Source organism: Streptomyces sp. NPDC005195 (genome assembly GCF_040608315.1).
Taxonomy (GTDB): Bacteria; Actinomycetota; Actinomycetes; order Streptomycetales; family Streptomycetaceae; genus Streptomyces; species Streptomyces kaempferi.
The window spans coordinates 57,696-75,571 of record NZ_JBEXHZ010000011.1 but is presented as its reverse complement, the minus strand read 5'-3'; the positions used below and the strand labels follow the sequence as shown (position 1 = coordinate 75,571).

Here is a 17,876-nt window from a genome sequence, read left to right as displayed (position 1 = left end):
CGGACCCCTCCGTACCCCCTGTTCCGGACCGAAAGGCCTCCCGTGTCCCCAACTGCCGCTCGCATCACCGCGGTCGACACCTACGACGTCCGTTTCCCCACCTCGCGCGAGCTCGACGGCTCGGACGCGATGAACCCGGACCCCGACTACTCGGCGGCCTACGTCGTGCTGCGCGGCGACACGGCCGACTGTCCCGAGGGGCACGGATTCACCTTCACCATCGGACGGGGCAACGACGTCCAGGTCGCGGCGATCGAGGCGCTGCGGGGGCACGTGGTGGGACGGTCCGTGGAGGAGCTGTGCGCCGACCCGGGCTCCCTCGCCCGGGACCTGATCGGTGACAGCCAACTGCGCTGGCTGGGGCCCGAGAAGGGCGTGATGCACATGGCGATCGGTGCCGTCGTCAACGCCGTGTGGGACCTGGCCGCCAAGCGGGCGGGCAAGCCGCTGTGGCAACTGCTCGCGGACGCCGAACCGGAATGGCTGGTGAGCCAGGTCGACTTCCGCTACCTCACGGACGCCCTCACCCCGGACGAGGCGCTGGAACTGCTGCGGCACGGCAGACAGGGAGCGGCCGAGCGAGCCGACACCCTTCGCGAGAACGGGTTCCCCGCCTACACCACCTCGCCGGGCTGGCTCGGCTACAGCGACGAGAAGCTCACCCGGCTGGCCGCCGAGGCGGTCGCCGACGGCTTCACCCAGATCAAGCTGAAGGTCGGCGCCGACCTGACGGACGACGTACGGCGCTGCCGGGTCGCCCGCTCCGTCGTCGGCCCCGGCATCCGCATCGCGATCGACGCCAACCAGCGCTGGAACGTGGACGAGGCCATCGACTGGACCAGGGCCCTCTCCGAGTTCGAACCGTACTGGATCGAGGAGCCCACCAGCCCCGACGACGTCCTCGGGCACGCCGCCGTGCGCAAGGCGGTCGCCCCCGTCAAGGTCGCCACCGGCGAGCACGTCCACAACCGCATCGTCTTCAAACAGCTTCTCCAGGCCGGCGCCATCGACATCCTGCAGATCGACGCGGCCCGGGTCGCCGGCGTCAACGAGAACCTCGCCATCCTGCTGCTCGCGGCCAAGTTCGGGGTGCCCGTCTGCCCGCACGCGGGCGGCGTCGGCCTGTGCGAACTCGTCCAGCACTTGTCGATGTTCGACTTCGTGGCGCTCTCCGGCACCACCGACGACCGGGTCATCGAATACGTCGACCATCTGCACGACCACTTCCTCGACCCGGTGGTGATCCGGCAGGGTCACTACACGGCACCCACCGCGCCGGGCTTCTCCGCCGCCATGCGTCCGGAGTCCATCGCGGAGTTCACCTATCCCGGCGGCACCTTCTGGGCCGCCGACCTCGCCCGGCAGGAACCCGGCAGTCAGAAGGGGGAAGCGGCATGACCGCGGACTTCGAAGGTCTCAAGGCGCTGGTCACCGGAGGAGCCTCCGGCATCGGCCGCGCCGCCGCCGAACTGCTCGCGGCCCGCGGCGCCCAGGTCGCCGTCCTCGACCTCGACCTCTCGCGGGTCGAGAAGCCGCTGCTGGGCCATCGCGCCGACGTCGGCGACGACGCCTCCGTCCGCGTGGCGGTGGCCGCGGCGGTGGCGGACCTCGGGGGACTCGACGTCCTGGTCAACAACGCGGGCATCGGCGCCCAGGGCACCGTCGAGGACAACGACGACACCGAGTGGCACCGGGTCCTGGACGTCAACGTCCTCGGCATGGTGCGGACGACCCGCGCCGCTCTGCCGCATCTGCGGGAATCGGCGCATGCGGCGATCGTGAACACCTGTTCCATCGCCGCCACCGCCGGACTGCCGCAGCGCGCCGTGTACTCCGCGTCGAAGGGCGCCGTCCTCTCCCTCACCCTCGCCATGGCCGCCGACCACCTCCGCGAGGGCATCCGTGTCAACTGCGTGAACCCCGGCACGGCCGACACCCCCTGGGTCGGCCGGCTCCTCGACGCCGCCCCCGATCCGGCTGCCGAACGCGCCGCTCTGGAGGCCCGCCAGCCCTCCGGGCGGCTCGTCTCGGCCGCCGAAGTCGCGGGCGCCATCGCCTACTTGGCGAGTCCGTTGTCGGGCGCCACCACCGGCACGGCGCTCGCCGTGGACGGCGGTATGCAGGGACTGCGGCTGCGGCCGGTGGGCCGGTGAGAACCCTCGGGAGAAGCGGCGTCGAGGTCAGCGCCCTGTCCTTCGGCGCCGCGGGCATCGGCAACCTGTTCACGGCGGTGAGCGACGAGGAGGCGCACGAGGCCGTGGACGCGGCCTGGGACGGCGGCATCCGCTCCTTCGACACCGCGCCGCACTACGGTCTCGGCCTCTCCGAGCGGCGACTCGGGGCGGCCCTGCGCGAGCGGCCCCGCCACGCGTACACCCTCTCCACCAAGGTGGGCCGCCTCCTGGAGCCCACCGGCACGGGCGGCGACGACCTGGAACACGGATTCGCCGTTCCCGCCACGCACCGGCGGGTCTGGGACTTCAGCGCCGACGGAGTACGACGCGCCCTGGAGGCCGGCCTCGAACGGCTCGGCCTCGACCGCGTCGACGTCGTCTACCTCCACGACCCGGACGACCACGCCGAACAGGCCTTCCGCGAGGGCTACCCGGCGCTGGAGAAGCTCCGCTCGCAAGGCGTGGTGGGCGCGATCGGCGCGGGCATGAACCAAGCGGAGATGCTCACCCGCTTCGTCCGCGACACGGACGTGGACGTGGTGCTCTGCGCCGGACGCTACACCCTGCTCGACCACCGCGCGCTGGCCGGACTGCTGCCCGCCGCCCTGGAACGCGGCACCTCGGTCGTCGTCGGGGGCGCCTTCAACTCCGGCCTGCTGGCCGACCCGCGGCCGGGAGCGACCTACGACTACGCGACCGCGCCCCGGGAGACGCTGGAGCGGGCCCTGCGGCTCCAGGACATCGCGGGGCGGCACGGCACCACCCTGCGCGCCGCCGCGCTCGCCTTCCCCGCCGCCCACCCGGCCGTCGTCAGCGTGCTCGTCGGCGCCCGCTCGGCACACGAAGTCCGCGACTGCGCCGAGCAGTTCGCCACTCCCGTGCCCGCCGCGTTCTGGCGGGAGCTGCGGGAGGCGGGACTGCTGCCCGAGGAGGCCCCCGTACCCGTACAGGACCCGTCATGAGAATCGCCCTGCACACCAAGGTGCGCGCCGACCGCGTCGACGCGTACGAGGCCGCCCACCGCAAGGTCCCCGCGGAGCTCACCGCCGCCATCCGGGCCGCCGGAGCCACCTCCTGGACGATCTGGCGCAGCGGTACCGACCTGTTCCACCTCCTGGAGTGCGAGGACTACGGCCGGATGCTCGCCGAACTGGAGGGGCTGCCGGTCAACATCGCCTGGCAGGCGCGGATGGCCGAACTCCTCGACGTCGTCCACGACTACTCCGGCGAAGGCGCGGCGGCGGGGTTGCCCGTCGTGTGGGAGCTGCCGTGAGGGTGGACGCGCACCACCATGTGTGGGACCTCTCCGTCCGGGACCAGGACTGGATCACCGGGCCCGGACTCCGCCCACTGCGCAGGAACTTCACCGCTGACGACCTCCGGCCCGAGGCGGCCGCCGCCGGGATCGGGCGGACCGTCCTGGTCCAGACCGTCACCGTGGCCGAGGAGACCCCGGAGTTCCTCGGCCTCGCCCTGCGGAGCGACCTGATCGCCGGAGTGGTGGGCTGGACCGACCTGACCCGGCCGGACGTCGCCGACGAGCTGGCCCGGCTGCGGGAACTGCCGGGCGGCCGGTACCTCAAGGGCATCCGTCACCAGGTGCAGGGCGAGCCGGACCCCGAGTGGCTGCTGCGGCCGGACGTACGGCGCGGGCTGGCGGCCGTCGCGGCGGCCGGCCTGGTCTACGACCTGGTCGTGCTGCCCCACCACCTGCCCGGCTGTGTCCGCGCGGCCCTGGACCATCCCGAACTCACCTTCGTCCTCGACCACTTGGGGAAGCCGCCGATCGCGGCCGGCGCCCTGGACCCGTGGGCGGGCCATGTCCGGGAGCTGGCGGCGCTCCCCAACACGGTGGGCAAGCTCTCCGGCCTGGTCACCGAGGCCGACCTCGCGAAGTGGACGGTCGACGACCTGCGTCCCTACGCGGAGACCGCCCTGGCGGCCTTCGGCCCCGGCCGTCTGATGTTCGGCTCCGACTGGCCGGTGTGCACGCTGGCCGCGTCGTACGCCCAAGTCGTCGCGGCAACCGAGGAGTTGACCGATGTTCTCGATGAGGGGGAGCGCGCCGACGTGTTCGGCGGCACCGCCCTGCGCGTCTACCGGCTCTGATCGCCCCACTCCAGCCGCGTCGGCGGCAGGAACTCCCGCACAGGGGTCCGGTGCCAGCACGCGCCCGTCTCCCGAAGCTCGCGCCAGGTCGTGTAGCGGTAGCAGTACAGGCGGGCCCGGACATACCGGGGCGGCGCGTCCGCCGGGAACGGGGAACGGCGCAGCAGCCGCAGCGTGTCGCGGTCGTTCTCCAGCAGCCGCTCGACCAGACCGGTGAACCAGGAACCGGCGTAGGCGGGGGAGAGCGCCGCGAACCACATCATCCAGTCGAGCCGCAGATGGTACGGCGCGAACTGGCGCGGCCAGCGGCGCGGATCACCGGGCTTGCCCCGGAACTCGTACTCCCGCCAGTCCGAGTCCTCGCGCGGCACCGCGTCCGAGGTGCCCTCGACGACCACCTCGTGACGCACCCGGCTCACACTGCCGAACGCTCCGTAGGTGTTGACCAGGCGCAACGGGTCGAAGGAGCGGTTCATGACCTGGCGCCGGGAGACCATGTTGCGGGCGGGACGGTAGCCGAGGACCACCAGACAGGCGGCGACGGCGAGGACCACGATCTCGTACCAGAGGGGCGGCCCCGGCACCCGTGGGGGAGTGGCCGGGAACTCGACGGCGGCCAGGGCCAGCACGATCGTGGTCCAGTTCAGCCAGGAGAAGTTGCCCGACAGCACCAGCCAGAGCTGCGTCAGCACCATCAGCGAGGCGGCGGCCGTGGCGACCGGCTGCGGGGCGAACAGCAGGACGGGGACGACGAGCTGGGTGACGTGGTTCGCGGCCACCTCCACCCGGTGCAGCGGCCTCGGGAGGTGATGGAAGAACCAGCTCAACGGGCCCGGCATCGGCTGGGTCTCGTGGTGGTAGTCCAGGCACGTCAGCTTCCGCCAGCAGGCGTCGCCGCGCAGCTTGATCAGACCGGCGCCGAACTCCACCCGGAACAGCACCCAGCGCAGCAGGAAGAGGACCACGACCGGCGGGGCGACCTCGTCGTTGCCGAGGAAGACGGCGAGGAAGCCCACCTCCAGGAGCAGCGACTCCCAGCCGAACGCGTACCAGGTCTGGCCGACGTTCACGATCGACAGATACAGCACCCAGGGGACGAGCCACAGCACCATGCCGCCCCAGAGCGGGAGGCACCCGTCGAGACCTGCCACCAAGGCCGCCGACACCGCGCATCCCGTCCAGGACCAGAGCGCGAAGAAGCGGTCCGAATAGTGCAGGTGGAACACGCTCGGAGCGTGGCGGAACCCCACCCGCGCCACGAACCGGGGCACGGGCAGCATCCCGCGCTCCCCGATGAGCGCCCGGAACTGCAGCGCCGCGCCGAGGAACGCGACGAGATAGACCACGGCCAGCGCGCGCTGGAAGACCAGCCGGCTCAGCCAGTACTCGGGGGCGGTGAACCACTCCACGGCGACTCACTCCTCTCCCTTCCATTGTGACGCTGGGTGATCGTCTCCGCTTGCGTGAGCAAACCGGGCGACGCAGACAATGGTCATCGACCTGTCCGGGATGAACGGGAGAACGCGGTGCGCATACCCACCCCCACCTTCGTCACGGCCTGCGCACTCACGGCGGCCCTCCTCGTCGCCGGGTGCGGCGGCAACGGCGACGGGACCGGCGAGAACACGGCGTCCGACGCCTCCGACGGCGAGATCCTCCTCCAGCCGGCCGCCGCCCAGGGGCCCGACCCCTTCACCGGCTCGACGGTCACCACCTCCGTCACCCTGCCGCGCGTCACCCGAACACCGCAATCGGGGGCGGAGGACTTCTCGACGCCCGGTGACACCACGACCGCGGCGCACCCGGCCCGTTTCCCGGGCGGTACCCCCGGCCTGTACGGCGGTACCCGGTCGGCCGGCAGCTGTGACGTCGGCCGGCAGGCCGGTCTGCTCGCCGCCGACCCCCGTAGGGCGCAGGCCTTCGCGCGGGCCGCGGGCATCGCACAGGCCGCCGTCCCGGACTTCCTGCGCGGGCTGACGTCGGTCGTCCTGCGCGCCGACACCCGCGTCACCGACCACGGCTACCGGGACGGCCGGGTGACCGGCTTCCAGTCCGTGCTGCAGGCGGGCACCGCCGTCCTCGTCGACGACCGGGGTGTGCCCCGGCTCCGCTGCGCCTGCGGCAACCCGCTGAATCCGCCGGTCGCCCCGCGCGGGAGCGCGGCCACCCGGGGGCAGTCCTGGTCCGCCTACCGGCCCGGCGAGGTCATCGAGGTGACGCCCGCGCCCGCGGCGCTCGGCAGCGTCACGATCATCGACCTCGACGACCACACCTGGATCGAGCGCCGGACCGGCGACGACGGGCACCGCGACGTCGTCGTCCGGCCGCCCGTGGCCGGAGTGCCGGACATCGGGCCTTCCGGTGTTCCCCCGACGGGCCCGGACACGAGCCCGCAGGCCTCGCCGTCCGCGTCCGGCCCCGCGGACCCCGGCGACTCGCCGAGCGGAGCGGGCCGCTCGCCCGGGGGCTCCGACTGCGCGACGCCGACCGTGACCGTCCCGCCCGGTCCGACGGGGAGCGTTCCGGACGAGGTGCCGCCCGCCCAGACTCCGGTGGTGGCGCCCCCGGACTGCCCCACGGCCACCGTCACCTCCCCGCCTCCGACCGGGGGCGAGCCCACGGCCGGGCCGTCGGACGAGGGCACCGTTCCCGGGCCGGACGAGGGGACCGGCCCCGACACCCTTCCGGAGCTCCCCGGCCTGCCCGACGAGTCCCCCGGTGGGGGCACCGTGTTCGACGCCCCGACCGACGTCTTCGACAGCTGAGGGGGCGGGAAGCCGCCCGTACGGCGGCCCCGGCCCCACACCGCGAAGGGCCCGGAATCGGGCTCCCCAGAAGTCGAATAATCCGGCAAATCCTGACAAGGTGGCCCCATGGTTGATCGGGGAGCGAGCGCCCTGTCTCTCCCGGACGACTGGCCCGCCCACCCGGATCCGATCCTGGCGCTCAACCGCATGGGCAGCTTCGACTGGGACCTGGACAGCGGCCTGTTCCACATGGACGTCCAGGCCCACGAGATCTTCGACCTCCGCCCCGGCGAGTTCGACGGGTCCCCCGACGGCCTGTCCGTCCGTGTGCCCCCGGCGGAGGGCATACGCCTCGACACCGTGGTGTCCCAGGCCATCAAGGACGGCAGTGAGAACTACGGCGCCTACTTCCGCGTCCGCCGCCGTGACGGCTCCCTGCGCTGGACGCACACCCAGGGCTGCATCCGGCGCGACGAGACCGGCAGGCCGCGCCGGATCATCGGCATCGTGCGCGACGCCACCCAGGAACTGAGCGAGGGCGCGGCGCGCCACGAGCTCGCCGTCCAGGACGAGGCCCGCCGCCAGCAGACCAGCGTCGTGCAGATCACCACGGCGGCGCTGGCCCACGCCCGTACGGTCCAGGACGTCATCGAGATTCTCAAGGACACGCACGGCCTCACCCATCTCGGGGCGACGAGCATGGTGATGGGACTGGTCGAGGCCGGCCGCATCCGGCTCGTCGCCGAGGGACCCGCGGGCAGTTTCGTGCCCGGCACCCTGATCACCCGGATCGACGAGGAGTACCCGATGAGCGAGGTCGTGCGCACCCTCGCCCCGCGCTTCATCGAGTCGCCCGACGACTTCGCCGCGTCGTACCCGGTGTTGTGGCCGCACATCACCGACCTGCAGATCACCTCGGCCGCCTATCTGCCGCTGATCGCGCAGGCCCGGCCCATCGGTGCGCTCGGCCTCCTCTACAACGACCGGTACGGCTTCTCCGCCGAGGAGCGCAACGTCCTCGTCGCACTCGGCAGCAGCATCGCGCAGAGCCTGCAGCGGGCCATGTTCTACGAGCAGGAGAAGGACCTCGCCCAGGGACTCCAGCAGGCCATGCTGCCGCGCTCCATCCCCAGCGTGCCCGGCGCCGACACCGCCGTCCGCTACCGTTCGGCCTCACTCGGCCGGGACATCGGCGGTGACTGGTACGACCTGATCCCGCTGCCGGGCGGCCGTGTCGGCGCCGTCATCGGCGACGTCCAGGGCCACGACACGCACGCGGCGGCCGTCATGGGCCAGTTGCGCATCGTGCTGCGCGCCTACGCCGCCGAGGGACACACCCCCGCCACCGTGATGGCCCGCGCCTCCGTCTTCCTGCACGAACTCGACACCGAACGCTTCGCGACCTGCCTGTACGCGGAGGCCGACCTGTCCACCGGCGTCGTCCAGTTGGTGCGGGCCGGCCACATCGACCCGCTGGTCCGGCAGACCGACGGCACCTGCCGCCGGCTGTCCGTCGAAGGGGGCCTGCCGCTCGGCCTGTCCGCCCTCTTCGGACGCCTCGAATACCCGGTCGAGACGGTCGAACTCGACCCGGGCCAGACCCTGATGCTGTGTACCGACGGCCTCGTGGAGCAGCCCGGCGTCGACCTCGACGAGGGGATGCACACCCTCATGGAGCTGATCCGGTCGGGTCCGGAGGACGTGCGCGATCTCGCCGACCGGCTCATCGACGTCGCCGAGGAACGCGGCGGCGAGGACGACGTGGCGCTGCTGCTCCTGCGGCGCTGCGGCCCCGGCCTCCGGCAGTCCGGCGGCCGGCTTCAGCAGCGGGTCCTGCCCGGCGATTCCGAGGCCCTCACCGAGGCCCGGCACATGATCCGGGCGGCGGTCCGTGCCTGGGGGGCCGCGGAGCGCGCCGACGAGATCGAACTCGTCGCCGACGAACTGATCACCAACGCCCTCATGCACACCGAGGGCCCCGCGATCGTCACCCTGCGGGTCCTCACCGGCCCCGACCGCAGGCTGCGCGTCGAGGTGGAGGACTCCTCCAGTGCCCTGCCGCGCCGCCGGGAGGCGGGCGAGTCGGGTGTCTCCGGCCGCGGTCTGCTGCTGGTCGACCGCCTCGCCGACGTCTGGGGCGTCGAGGCCCGGGGCGGCGGCAAGTGCGTGTGGTGCGAGTTCCTCGTCCCGGGACGGGACTGACAGACGCCGTGGCACGGCACGGCACGGCACGGCGCGGCACGCCCCCTCCGTGGCGCGCCACGGAGGGGGCGTGGCCGGTGATCCGGATGGTGGTGTCGGTGCCGGGTGGCACTCTGGACGCATGCCGGAACTGCCAGAGGTCGAAGCGCTCAGGGACTTCCTGGCCGACCATCTCGTCGGCCGCGAGGTCGTACGGGTGCTGCCCGTCGCCATCAGTGTCCTGAAGACCTACGACCCGCCCGTCACCGCCTTCGAGGGCCGTGAGGTCACCGCCGTGCGCCGGCTGGGGAAGTTCCTCGACATCGAGGCCGACGGCCTGCACTTCGTGACGCATCTGGCCCGCGCGGGCTGGCTGCAGTGGCGGGACCCGTTGCCCGACGGCCCGCCCAGACCGGGCAAGGGCCCACTGGCGCTGCGCGTCGCCCTGGCGAACGGCGAGGGCTTCGACCTCACCGAGGCGGGCACCCAGAAGAGACTCGCCGTCCATGTGGTCCGGGACCCGCGGGAGATCCCCGGCGTGGCGCGTCTCGGCCCCGACCCGCTCGCCGCCGACTTCGACGAGCCACGGTTCGCGCGACTGCTCGAGGGGGAGCGGCGCCGGCTCAAGGGCGCCCTCCGGGACCAGAGCCTGATCGCGGGCGTGGGGAACGCGTACAGCGACGAGATCCTGCACGCCGCCAGGATGTCCCCCTTCAAACTGGCCTCCTCGCTCACGCCCGAGGAGACCGGCCGTCTGTACGAGGCGCTGCGCGGGACGCTCACCGAGGCGGTGGAGCGCTCCCACGGGCTGGCCGCGGGTCGCCTCAAGAGGGAGAAGAAGAGCGGACTGCGGGTGCACGGCAGGGCGGGCGAGCCCTGTCCGGTGTGCGGCGACACCATCCGCGAGGTCTCCTTCAGCGATTCCTCGTTGCAGTACTGCCCGACCTGTCAGACGGGAGGCAGGCCACTGGCCGACCGCCGGATGTCCCGGCTGCTCAAATAGCCTCCGCTCAGGGGGACTTGACCGTCACCAGATGCTTGCCGTCCGCTGTGCGCACCTCGAACCGGCTGATGTCCGAGGAGGGCATCGAGGCGCCGCCCTGCATGCTGGTGGACGCCCCGTCGTGCCCGGGCACCATCCAGCTCGTGACCGTCTGCTCCGAGCCGTCCTTGCCGACGGCGACGAGCTGACAGGGCCGCGGGCCCCCGGAGTCCTTGACCTCGACGCCGACCTCGCTGCCCCAGATCCGGTCCTGGGTGGTGATCCGGGCCCAGACGCCGGTGTCCGCGTCGGTCGCGGCGGCCTGGTTGGACGCGGAGCCGTCGGACGCCGAGTCGTGGGAGGTCACCATCGCGATCGTGGGGCCGCCCGCCGCGAAGACCACGGAGGCCGCCACCGCGTACAGCCAGCGCCTGCGGCCGGCCCGCCGACGGGCAGACACCTCGTCGAGCAGCGTGTCCAGCAGTCGCGGGCCGGGTGCCGCGAACGGGTGCACGGAGCGCGGTGTGGCCCGCCGGTACAGCATCATCTGCCGTGCGGCGGGTCGGAACTCACTCACATGCGCCGTGCACCGGGGGCACTCCATGAGGTGTTCCTCGAAGCGGAAGGCATCCGCCTCGTCCAGCACGCCGAGCGCGTAGGCGCCGACGTCACGATGCCGTTCCAGGGACCTCATACCGAATACCGAATCCTCGTGGCGATCGAGCGGGGTGGGGGTGGTGTTGCTGCTGCCCATCGGTACGGACCAGACCGCCGAATCACTCAAGCCCGTCCGGAATCGCGGCGAAGACGTTCGGAGCGAGCGCGCCCGCGGATTGGTGCGTGCCCGGAAAAGTTGCCCGGGACGCGTCCGCGGGACGGCTGCCCGGAGATTGCTGGGAGGTCTGTCGCAGGAGGAAGGGGCTGTTCGGCAAGAGGGAAGAACTGTTCGGAGGGTACGGACGGAGGATCGAAGGGTGCGGCCGGAGAGGGAGGGATCTGGCCGGATGAGGATCGAGAAGTGCGGTCGGAAGGGGGAGGGGCGATCGGAGGAGAATCGGAGAGCGCGGTCGGAAGAAGCCGGAAGCCGGAAGGAGCCGGAAGAAGTCAGAAGAGATGGATCGCCAGGTGCCCCAGTGGCAGGCCCAGCTGCCAGGCCGGTGTCCACACCTTGGGGCCGTCGTCCTCGCCCGGGATCGGCCCCCCGCCGGGTACGGCGTCCAGGTCGGGGGCGAGCAGTTCGGTCTCCTCCAGCCAGCGCCAGGCCGCCGTGGCCAGCTCCAGGTCCGGGGCGGGCCCCCCGAGGTCGGCCGCCTCGGCCGCGAGACGGCCCAGGTGCTCGCGCACCCAGTCCTGCCACGGCTGGTCGTACGCGGTCAGCGAGAGCCACGTCTCCAGTTGCGAGACGACCCGGATGCCCGAGAGCTCACCGTCGCTGTCGGAGAGGAAGATGGTCAGTGCCAGGGCGTCACGCCCGGCGCGGAACTCGAAGGACGTCGGCGGCATCAGGTCGCCGGTCCGCAACAACTCGTCGGCGATGTACTCGGCGTACAACCACGCCATGGGGACCGTGAGTTCCCCACCGCCGGTGCCGTCCGTGCTCTCTTGACCTCTGTGCAGCATCCCTTCCTGCCTTCCTCCGGTGCGTGCGCGTCGCCCGACCCGGGCTCTCGGTCGGAACACGGATGAGGACAAGCGGAATACTCAACCATGGTCCTTGGCAGGCGCTTTACGGAGGCTTGACCCGGCGCTCGGTTTCATCGCAGGTCGGCCGCGTATCCCGGAAGGACCCGGCGCAGGGCCCGCAACGCGTAGTAGGCCCGCGACTTCACGGTACCGGGCGGAATTCCGAGCGCGGCGGCGGCCTCCGCCACACTCGCCCCCTGGAAGTACACCTGCACCAGGACTTCACGGTGCTCGGGAGTGAGAGTCTTCACAGCCTCCCGCACATCGAGCGTCGCCGCCGACCTTTCGGCGTGATCCGCGCACACCCGCGCGTTGTCCAGCACCGCGTCACCCACCTCGGGGGGCCGCGCCTGACGGGCCCGCCGCGCGTCGATCGCGAGCCGTCGTCCTACGGTGAGCAGCCAGGGGCGTACGGAGGCGAAGTCGTCGGCGCGCAGCGCCTCGGGGTGCTGCCAGGCCCGTACGAACGTCTCCTGCAGCAGATCCTCGGCGCGCTGCCGGTCGCCGTCGGACAGGCGCAGCAGCAGGGCGAAGAGGGGCCGTCCGTGCTCGCGCTGCAGCGCGGCCAGCTCGTGTTCGGCGGTCGTCTTGGTGGTGGTTCCGGCCGTCATGGCCTGTATGCCAGCGGCTGCCGCCCCGCTCGGACAGGGGCGGGGCACGGGTCTGCGGTGGGCGGTCGATGCAGTCGGTGAACGGCACGGTGAACGGTTCAGCGGGCCCCGCGCGCCCGCTGCCCGGCGCGCGCCCCTTCCGCCAACGGGCGCGTCAGCGGGGGACGGACGGGCCTACGGCCTCGGGACTCCTCGGCTCCCGGGCTCCCTCCGGCCGAAGGGGACCACCTCCGGGTGAGGGCGACGACCGGTGACGGCGACGACCGGTGAGGGCCCGCCGACGACGGGCACGCGGCCCCGGCCGCTACGGAACGACCGTGACCGGCCAGCGCCCCGCCTTCACCAGCCGGATCGCCACCGAACCGACGATGCGGTGCCCCGCCTGCTCGGAGGCGCCGACCACCACGGCGTCCGCCGTCAGTTCGTCCGCCGCCTTCACCAGGCCGTTGTACGGGTCGCCGCGGAAGGTGTGGAACTCCCAGCGCACGGCGAATATGCCCTTGAGCCGTCCGGCGGCCTCACGGATCTGCGCGATGAGGTCCTCCGCGATCCGGTCCGTCGTCTCCGCGACCGGCGCCCCGAAGGCCGCTCCCGCGGCCATGACGGGCTGGATGTAGACGACGGCGAGCAGCGCGTTCTGCCGCCTGGCCAGGCCGCTCGCGTACGCCGCGGCGCGCAGCGAGGAGTCGGAGCCGTCCACGCCGACGACGATGACCTTGGGACCGTCCGTGCCGCGCTCGAACTGGTGCGAGGGTTGCTGTTCCGCCACACCGCTGAGGCTATCGGTAGCCGCAGGTCCGGGAGGCGGGTGGGGCGTGTGGACACCAGGGGGACGGCGTGTCGGCCGTACCCGCGCGAGGGGATGGGGTGCCGCACCGGCGGCCGGACGACGCCCGGTCCCGACCGGCGTACCAAGTGATCGCGGGACGAAGCACCCGGGCCGCCGCACGGGGAGTGTCCTCCGGTCGGCTTGCGGGGGCGTACGCCAGGGGTGGCTCCCGCGCGCGACGCGCTACCGGGCACCGGGTCGCTCGACGGGCGGGGCCGCCCGGCTCTTCCTAGAGTCGGAACCATGAGTGCCACCGTCGAGGCCCGCGGACCGAAGGGCGCCGAAGGCCCCGTTCGACCGTCCCGGGAGGGGTTCCTCAGCAAGGTGCCGGAGGGTTATGGCGCCTTCTTCGGCGCCCTCTGCGCGCTCTGCGTCGTGCTGGCCTTCATCGAGCCCCTGCGCCGTCTGCTGCGTCCCGTGGTGGACTTCCTCGACCGGCTGATCGTCCCCGTCAGCGCGAACCTCGCGTACGCGGCCTTCCTCTTCCTGCTCGCCGCCGCGACCGCCGCCCGCAAGAAGGTCGCCTGGTGGCTGGTCGTCGTCTACCTCGGCCTGCTGGTCCTGTCCGATGTCGTCGGCCTCGCGATGGGCCTGTACGCCGAGTCGCTGCCGTCCTTCGCCGTCTGCGGAACCGCCCTGGTGCTCCTGGTGGTGGCGCGCCGCGAGTTCTACGCCGACTCCCGGCGCGGCGCCGTGTGGCGCGCCCTGGCCGTCCTGGTCGCCGGGCTCGTCGTGGCGATCCTGCTCGGCTGGGGCCTGGTCGAGCTGTTCCCCGGCACCCTGCCGCGCGGCGACCGGCTGACGTGGGCGGCCGGCCGGGTGTGCGGCGGACTCGTCTCCGCCGACTCGTTCGGCGGACGCCCACCCCACCAGATCTACTTCCTCCTCGGCCTCTTCGGCGCCGTCGCCCTGCTCAACGCCGCCACCACGCTCTTCCGCTCCCAACGGCTGGAGGCGGCCCTGCACGGCGGCGAGGAGTCCCGTATCCGCTCGCTGCTGCGGGCCTACGGCGCGGACGACTCCCTCGGCTACTTCGCCACCCGCCGGGACAAGGCCGTCGTCTTCTCGTCCAGCGGCAAGGCCGCCGTCACCTACCGCGTCGAGGCCGGGGTCTGCCTCGCCAGCGGCGATCCGGTCGGCGACCGCGAGGCCTGGCCGCACGCCATCGACGCCTGGCTGGACCTGGCCCGCCGCTATGCCTGGGTGCCCGCCGTCATGGGCGCCTCCGAGGACGGCGCCAAGGCCTTCGTGCGCGCCGGCCTCGGAGCACTCGAACTCGGGGACGAGGCGATCCTGTACGTCGCCGGGTTCGACCTGGACGGCCGCGACATGCGCGTCACCCGCCAGGCCGTCAACCGCGTACGCCGCACCGGGGCCACCTGCCGGGTACGCCGCCATTCCACCCTCACCGACGAGGAGATGGAGGAAGTCGTCGACCGGGCCGACGCCTGGCGCGACACCGAGACGGAGCGGGGCTTCTCCATGGCCCTGGACCGCCTCGGCGACCCGGCGGACGGGGACTGCCTCCTCGTCGAGGCCATGGACGCCGACGGCAGGCTCCTCGCACTGCTCTCCTTCGTGCCCTGGGGCGACGACGGCGTCTCGCTCGACCTGATGCGCCGTGACCGCGAAGCCCCCAACGGCGTCATGGAGTACATGGTCGCCGAGGTGTGCGCGGTGGCCGGGAAGTTCGGCGTACGCCGTGTCTCCCTCAACTTCGCGGTGTTCCGTTCGGTCTTCGAGGAGGGCGCCCGGATCGGCGCCGGACCGGTGCTGCGGCTCTGGCGCAAGCTGCTGCTGTTCTTCTCCCGGTGGTGGCAACTGGAGGCCCTGTACCGGTCCAACGCCAAGTACCACCCCGAGTGGTACCCCCGCTTCCTCTGCTACGGAGACGCGGGCTCCCTCGCCCGTATCGGCATGGCGTCCGGCATCGCCGAGGGCTTCGTCTCCGTGCCGTCGCTGCGCAAGCTGTGGGGCAAGGGACGCACGAAGGCCCGGCCCGCACCCGTGGGCACCGAGAGCCCGCCCGCACCGCCGGCTCCGGGCACCGGCGGAGAGGAGCCGGCCGGGGTCCCCGATCCGGCCGCGGGCCTGCCCGAGCAGGTCCGCCTCCGGCACCGCACGCTCGAACGGCTCCGCGCCGAGGGCACCGACCCGTACCCGGTGGGCGTCGCGGCGCGCACCCACACCCTCGCCGAGGTGCGCGCGGGACAGCGGGTGACCGTCGCCGGACGGGTCGTCCTCGTACGCGACTTCGGCGGCCTGGTCTTCGCCGTACTGCGCGACTGGTCGGGCGACCTGCAGATCGCCCTCACCCGCTCCCGGTCAGGACCCGCCCTCGACCGGTTCCGCACGGACGTCGACATCGGCGACCACCTCACCGCCGACGGCGTCTCCGGTGCCAGCGACAGCGGCACCCTCACCGTCTTCGTGACCGGCTGGCAGCTCACCGGCAAGTGCCTGCGCCCGCTGCCCGACAAGCACCGGGGCCTGACCGATCCCGAGGCGAAGGTGCGCCGCCGCCATGTCGACCTGGTGTCGAGCCCCGAGGCGCGCCAGGTCGTCCGGGTCCGCTCCACCGCCGTGCAGGCGCTGCGCCAGGGGCTGTTGGACCGCGGCTACCTGGAGGTCGAGACGCCGATCCTCCAGCAGATCCACGGCGGTGCCAACGCCCGCCCCTTCACGACCCACATCAACGCCTACGACCTGGATCTCTATCTGCGCATCGCCCCCGAGCTGTACCTCAAGCGGCTGTGCGTCGGTGGCCTGGAGAAGGTCTTCGAGATGGGCCGCACCTTCCGCAACGAGGGCGTCTCCCACAAGCACAACCCCGAGTTCACCATGCTGGAGGCCTACCAGGCGTTCGCCGACTACGATGTCATGCTCGACCTCGCCCGCGAACTGATCCAGGGCGCGGCGACCGCCGCCTTCGGGACACCCGTCGCCCGCCGGGACGGCACCGAGTACGACATCTCCGGCCCGTGGCCCGTCAGGACGGTGTACGGCGCCCTCTCCGAGGCACTGGGGGAGGAGGTCGACGCCGACACCTCGCCGGCGGCGCTGCAAGGGCTGTGCGACCGTGCGGGCGTGCCGTACCGGGCGGACGACGGCCGCGGCGACGTCGTACTGGAGATGTACGAACGCCTGGTGGAGGCGAAGACCCGACTGCCCACGTTCTACAAGGACTTCCCGACCGAGGTCTCGCCGCTCACCCGGCAGCACCGCACCGACCCCCGCCTCGCCGAGCGCTGGGACCTCGTCGCCTTCGGTACCGAACTGGGCACCGCCTACTCCGAGTTGACCGATCCGGTGGAGCAGCGCCGGCGGCTGACCGCGCAGTCGCTGCTGGCGGCCGGAGGCGATCCCGAGGCGATGGAACTCGACGAGGACTTCCTCGAGGCGCTCGAGTACGCCATGCCGCCCACCGGCGGGCTCGGCATCGGCGTCGACCGGACGGTCATGTTCCTCACCGGTCTGACGATCCGTGAGACGCTGCCGTTCCCCCTGGTGCGTCGTCGCTGATCGCCGAACTGGTCCCAACGGGTGCTTTCCCGAGGTCGCGCCGGTGTTTCTCAGCCGCGTCGCCCGCCCGTTGGGCGACTGATGGGTCATGGAAATGGACCAGCTGCTCACGCGACGCCGGGCATTGATCGCCGGCGCCGCCGTCCTGGGGGCGGCGGGGGCGACGGGCACGGCCCGCGTCCTCACCGCCGAACCGGCGGAGAGCCCGGTGCGCCCCCCGGCCGCCGGCCCGCAGGCACGCACGGCCCTCAAGCCGTCCGCCCACCGGCTGCTGCCCATGGCCGGAGACGGGCCACCGAGCAGCAGACCCCTGCCTCCCCCCGTCCGGCGCGAGCCGCTCCTGCACATGTCCGGGCGTGGCCGCAGCATGGTGCTGACCTTCGACGACGGCCCCGATCCGCACTACACCCCGACCATCCTGAAGACCCTGCGCACGTACGACGTGCGGGCGATGTTCTTCGTCTGCGGCAGGATGGCCGCGGCCAGCAAACACCTGCTGGCGGAGATGGCCGACGACGGGCACATCGTCGGCAACCACACGTGGACGCACCCCTTGCTGACCCGCCTCCGGCGCCCGCAGATCCGCTCCGAGATCGAGCGCACCAGCGACGTCATCGAGGACGCCTACGGCGAGCGGCCCCTGTGGTTCCGCGCGCCCTACGGTGCCTGGAACCGTGCGACCTTCCAGATCGGCGCCGACCTGGACATGGAGCCGTTGGCGTGGACGGTCGACTCCCGCGACTGGACCACGCCCGGCACCGGCACCATCGTCCACCGGGTGGAGCACGGCGCCGCCCCGGGCGTCATCGTGCTCTCCCACGACGCGGGCGGCGACCGCTCCCAGACCGTACGGGCGCTGCGCGACTACCTGCCCCAACTGCTGGACAGCGGCTACCACCTCACCGTGCCGCGACGGCGCTACACCTGAGACCGCGGGGCGCCGTCCGGGGCCGCCGTGTGCCGTGTGCGGTCCGGCGGCAGCGGCCGACGGCTTCCGTGTCGTCAGCGGTCCGCCGTGTCCCGTCCGCGGTCCGCCGC

At 72.6% G+C, this 17,876-nt stretch carries 15 protein-coding genes; 10 read left to right on the top strand and 5 right to left on the bottom strand.

The window, feature by feature from the left end:
* Nucleotides 1–42 precede the first annotated feature (42 nt).
* From ABZV34_RS15110 to ABZV34_RS15090, 5 genes are read left to right on the top strand one after another with little or no spacing between them, the layout of a single operon-like run.
* Nucleotides 43–1,398, top strand: coding sequence for an L-fuconate dehydratase (locus ABZV34_RS15110; protein WP_356275427.1), 1,356 nt, complete (start codon nt 43–45; stop codon nt 1,396–1,398).
* Nucleotides 1,395–2,153: an SDR family oxidoreductase gene (locus tag ABZV34_RS15105; protein ID WP_356275424.1), complete on the top strand. Its 759-nt coding sequence runs from the start codon at nt 1,395–1,397 to the stop codon at nt 2,151–2,153. The genes ABZV34_RS15110 and ABZV34_RS15105 overlap by 4 nt, the downstream gene beginning before the upstream one ends.
* On the top strand, nt 2,150–3,136 hold the full coding sequence (locus ABZV34_RS15100; RefSeq protein ID WP_356275421.1) for an aldo/keto reductase: 987 nt from the start codon (nt 2,150–2,152) through the stop codon (nt 3,134–3,136). The genes ABZV34_RS15105 and ABZV34_RS15100 overlap by 4 nt, the downstream gene beginning before the upstream one ends.
* Entirely contained in the window at nt 3,133–3,447 is a 315-nt protein-coding gene (locus ABZV34_RS15095) for an L-rhamnose mutarotase (RefSeq protein WP_356275418.1), read from the top strand. Before ABZV34_RS15100 ends, ABZV34_RS15095 begins: the two co-directional genes overlap by 4 nt.
* Nucleotides 3,444–4,283 (top strand): amidohydrolase family protein, encoded by an 840-nt coding sequence (locus ABZV34_RS15090; RefSeq protein ID WP_356275415.1) that lies wholly within the window; start codon nt 3,444–3,446, stop codon nt 4,281–4,283. The genes ABZV34_RS15095 and ABZV34_RS15090 overlap by 4 nt, the downstream gene beginning before the upstream one ends.
* Here ABZV34_RS15090 and ABZV34_RS15085 read toward each other — a convergent pair.
* Entirely contained in the window at nt 4,271–5,692 is a 1,422-nt protein-coding gene (locus ABZV34_RS15085; RefSeq protein WP_356275412.1) for a lipase maturation factor family protein, read from the bottom strand. The two genes, ABZV34_RS15090 and ABZV34_RS15085, sit on opposite strands and share 13 nt — an antisense overlap.
* 117 nt (nt 5,693–5,809) lie before the next feature.
* Here ABZV34_RS15085 and ABZV34_RS15080 point away from each other — a divergent pair, with 117 nt between their 5' ends.
* The 3 genes from ABZV34_RS15080 to ABZV34_RS15070 all read left to right on the top strand — a co-directional run bounded on the left by ABZV34_RS15080 (nt 5,810) and on the right by ABZV34_RS15070 (nt 10,214).
* Nucleotides 5,810–7,048 (top strand): DUF6777 domain-containing protein, encoded by a 1,239-nt coding sequence (locus ABZV34_RS15080; RefSeq protein WP_356275409.1) that lies wholly within the window; start codon nt 5,810–5,812, stop codon nt 7,046–7,048.
* Nucleotides 7,049–7,156: 108 nt separating this feature from the next.
* On the top strand, nt 7,157–9,232 hold the full coding sequence (locus ABZV34_RS15075) for a SpoIIE family protein phosphatase (protein WP_356275406.1): 2,076 nt from the start codon (nt 7,157–7,159) through the stop codon (nt 9,230–9,232).
* Nucleotides 9,233–9,353: 121 nt separating this feature from the next.
* A complete protein-coding gene (locus ABZV34_RS15070; RefSeq protein ID WP_356275403.1) occupies nt 9,354–10,214 on the top strand; it encodes a DNA-formamidopyrimidine glycosylase family protein in 861 nt (286 codons plus the stop codon).
* Nucleotides 10,215–10,221: 7 nt separating this feature from the next.
* Here ABZV34_RS15070 and ABZV34_RS15065 read toward each other — a convergent pair whose 3' ends face one another.
* From ABZV34_RS15065 to ABZV34_RS15050, 4 genes are all read right to left on the bottom strand, one after another.
* A complete protein-coding gene (locus tag ABZV34_RS15065; protein ID WP_356275683.1) occupies nt 10,222–10,887 on the bottom strand; it encodes a zf-HC2 domain-containing protein in 666 nt (221 codons plus the stop codon).
* Nucleotides 10,888–11,297: 410 nt separating this feature from the next.
* Nucleotides 11,298–11,813 carry a hypothetical protein gene (locus tag ABZV34_RS15060; RefSeq protein ID WP_356275400.1) on the bottom strand — a complete coding sequence of 172 codons (516 nt, stop codon included), beginning with the start codon at nt 11,811–11,813 and terminating at the stop codon, nt 11,298–11,300.
* Between the two features lie 134 nt (nt 11,814–11,947).
* Nucleotides 11,948–12,487: a sigma-70 family RNA polymerase sigma factor gene (locus tag ABZV34_RS15055; RefSeq protein WP_168531333.1), complete on the bottom strand. Its 540-nt coding sequence runs from the start codon at nt 12,485–12,487 to the stop codon at nt 11,948–11,950.
* A 304-nt stretch (nt 12,488–12,791) separates the two neighbouring features.
* Nucleotides 12,792–13,256 (bottom strand): universal stress protein, encoded by a 465-nt coding sequence (locus tag ABZV34_RS15050; protein ID WP_356275397.1) that lies wholly within the window; start codon nt 13,254–13,256, stop codon nt 12,792–12,794.
* A 303-nt stretch (nt 13,257–13,559) separates the two neighbouring features.
* On the opposite strand from ABZV34_RS15050, the gene lysX reads away from it, so the two are divergent.
* Complete coding sequence (gene lysX / locus ABZV34_RS15045; RefSeq protein ID WP_356275394.1) at nt 13,560–16,838, top strand: bifunctional lysylphosphatidylglycerol synthetase/lysine--tRNA ligase LysX; 3,279 nt, start codon at nt 13,560–13,562, stop codon at nt 16,836–16,838.
* Nucleotides 16,839–16,926: 88 nt separating this feature from the next.
* Entirely contained in the window at nt 16,927–17,766 is an 840-nt protein-coding gene (locus tag ABZV34_RS15040; RefSeq protein ID WP_356275391.1) for a polysaccharide deacetylase family protein, read from the top strand.
* The last annotated feature ends 110 nt before the right edge of the window (nt 17,767–17,876 follow it).

Excerpts from the sequence above, each read along its gene's own strand:
- ABZV34_RS15095 (WP_356275418.1), top strand. The coding sequence starts at position 3,133 with ATGAGAATCGCCCTGCACACCAAGGTGCGCGCCGACCGCGTCGACGCG.
- ABZV34_RS15075 (WP_356275406.1), top strand. The coding sequence starts at position 7,157 with ATGGTTGATCGGGGAGCGAGCGCCCTGTCTCTCCCGGACGACTGGCCC.
- ABZV34_RS15070 (WP_356275403.1), top strand. The coding sequence starts at position 9,354 with ATGCCGGAACTGCCAGAGGTCGAAGCGCTCAGGGACTTCCTGGCCGAC.
- ABZV34_RS15040 (WP_356275391.1), top strand. The coding sequence starts at position 16,927 with ATGGAAATGGACCAGCTGCTCACGCGACGCCGGGCATTGATCGCCGGC.
- ABZV34_RS15065 (WP_356275683.1), bottom strand. The coding sequence starts at position 10,887 with ATGAGGTCCCTGGAACGGCATCGTGACGTCGGCGCCTACGCGCTCGGC.
- ABZV34_RS15060 (WP_356275400.1), bottom strand. The coding sequence starts at position 11,813 with ATGCTGCACAGAGGTCAAGAGAGCACGGACGGCACCGGCGGTGGGGAA.
- ABZV34_RS15055 (WP_168531333.1), bottom strand. The coding sequence starts at position 12,487 with ATGACGGCCGGAACCACCACCAAGACGACCGCCGAACACGAGCTGGCC.
- lysX (WP_356275394.1), top strand. The coding sequence starts at position 13,560 with ATGAGTGCCACCGTCGAGGCCCGCGGACCGAAGGGCGCCGAAGGCCCC.
- ABZV34_RS15105 (WP_356275424.1), top strand. The coding sequence starts at position 1,395 with ATGACCGCGGACTTCGAAGGTCTCAAGGCGCTGGTCACCGGAGGAGCC.